Raw genomic sequence first — 2254 nt, forward strand, 5'->3', positions numbered from 1 at the left:
TAAACTGATGCCATTTTTCGTTAAGTCCGCGGACGCCGTCCACCACCTGCCAAAGGGAAGCCCCTTTGGAATGGCTCCTACAAACACCCCCAACCCCCTCACTTTTTGAGGGGGCTCCCTCGCCGGTTGGCGTCAAACAAACGGGGTTGTTTGAGTGCCCAGAGGGTTTGGGTCTTGTAAATCTATCAACTCCTTAAATTCTCGACCTGACGGTCTTGCGATTTACCGTTGACAGATGCCTATATTTATATTTTTTACCAACAAAAAGAGACATAAATAGTTATCATACATCTAGAGAGTACTCAATATTTAAATCTTATTCCGCTAGTGAAGACAGCTACTAGATATAACCTACATAGCAATAACAAAGACCGCCCATTATGTATCAGTGTATAAGGCGATCTTAACTGTATTCATGCTATATAACTATTCGCAAATTAACGACATTATTTCCAAAACTCCCACCATTTCTTCTTTGAAGCCTTAGCCACAGCAGCTTCAATCATAGCTTGGCGTTGATCCATAGAATTTCTCATCGACTCAATCAATTGACTATCTCTTTTATCTAATCTTTGTTCAATGTATTTTTGTTGCTGTTCTAATTGCTCCATGAGCATTTTATTAAACCCTTTTTGTTGTTCAAGTTGTTCCACTATATCGTCTAGCGTAGCGAGTTTATCAAGCTTATTCATTAAAGAATTATATTGCTCATCTGTTAGAGCGATTTTATCCTTTGAAGCCTTATCTATCAAGGTCGTATCGGGTGCCGCTTCGCCCCCGATATGGTTATCATTTTCTTCAGTTTTTAAGTCATTATATTTGGCAGCCAGCGTATTGGCAATATGGCCCAAAGATAAATTCCCTGTCTTTGAGAGGCCATTAAATTCTTTAAAGAGTAAAATATGTTTATCTAAAAACACTCGATGGCCGCTTTCATTTCTAAGAAACATATAGCCCGCTTTTTCCATGTACTGTGCATACTTACGTACCGTAGCGACCGATATACCTACAATCCCTGCTATTTGGCTACTTTGATATTCCTTCATATTGCCTCCTATACTCGCTACGCTAAGCAATACGGCGCAACGAATTAGTTTTCCTGCATTTTATTTAATATAAATATATCACTTTTATTGCCCTCTTCGTTTTGGGGTGTGAGGCTGGCTTTTAAAAATAGTGTATATACATTTTGAAATAGAATTGGATTTTAGGACAGTAGCTCTGGCGGTTCGGCAGGTATAATTGCTAGCACAAGCCGATCATGATTAACTTCGTTTTGGGTATGGTCGGCTTGGCGATATGCCCTCACCTGCCGAAATTTGAAATGCAAGGAGAAAAGAGTGGAGATTTTTTAAGTGACTTTCTTAAAAAATACTACTCGAACCTTGTATGGAAAATAGCCCTTATATTTATAGATAAGAGTAAAAAAAGGAGTAAAATAGCTAAAAACATTGGTATATCAGTAGTTTAAGAGGATTTTAATCGGTGTAATTTTTTATACTGTTTGGTGTAATTTTTTATACTGTTTGGTGTAATGAAAATAAACTGTTGAATTCAGGGTACACCATTTAGTATAATATAATTAAACTAAATGAAGTGATAAGGGGTGACTATTATGAGTGAAAAACAACCTAAGAAAAAGACCATTACAACAAGAAAAAAAGTAAGATTTACAGGTACACAAAAATATATTAACCAAGATACTGGTGAAATAGTCGAAATGAATGTTACTGAAATTGAAGAAAGAGATGCAAACTTTCATAAAGTTTGGTTAGGTCATGTCATTCAATCCTTAGATTTAATTGGTAACAAAAAAATCAATATACTTACTTTTATTATGAGTAACCTTAACAAAGAAAATCAGTTTTTATATACATACTCCATGATTGAAGCTGAAACAGGTATTTCAAGAAAAACAATTGCAGATACAATGACAGCCCTACAAGAAAGTGATTTTCTCAAAAAAGTAAAAAATGGTCACTATGAAGTAAATCCAGACCAAATTTTTAAAGGTGGTAAAAATTCAAGAATGGATATCTTATTAAGATACAAAAATCTATCTTCATTAGCCTCACAAGAGCAAGAAGATGATAATTAAGGAGGTGATCCAAACAATTAACTGCAAGTCCAAACTAAATAAAATGAAAAAGGGCACTTTCCCGGCTAGGAAAGCACCCCATGTAAAAAACTTGTAAGGACTTTTATTATAACATGGGTTGCCCTCAAAAAATAGGAGGGTCTTATCATGGATCAA

At 35.5% G+C, this 2254-nt stretch carries 2 protein-coding genes; one reads left to right on the top strand and one right to left on the bottom strand.

Annotated elements, in window-relative coordinates; translation table 11 throughout:
* Positions 1-446 precede the first annotated feature (446 nt).
* Positions 447-1046 carry a hypothetical protein gene (locus tag ACFVVX_RS37910; RefSeq protein ID WP_383393414.1) on the bottom strand — a complete coding sequence of 200 codons (600 nt, stop codon included), beginning with the start codon at positions 1044-1046 and terminating at the stop codon, positions 447-449.
* Positions 1047-1615: 569 nt separating this feature from the next.
* Here ACFVVX_RS37910 and ACFVVX_RS37915 point away from each other — a divergent pair.
* Positions 1616-2098 (top strand): replication/maintenance protein RepL, encoded by a 483-nt coding sequence (locus ACFVVX_RS37915; RefSeq protein ID WP_342832144.1) that lies wholly within the window; start codon positions 1616-1618, stop codon positions 2096-2098.
* The last annotated feature ends 156 nt before the right edge of the window (positions 2099-2254 follow it).

Origin of the sequence: Kitasatospora sp. NPDC058170, assembly GCF_042883905.1 — a bacterium.
In the GTDB taxonomy this organism is placed as follows: domain Bacteria; phylum Actinomycetota; class Actinomycetes; order Streptomycetales; family Streptomycetaceae; genus Kitasatospora.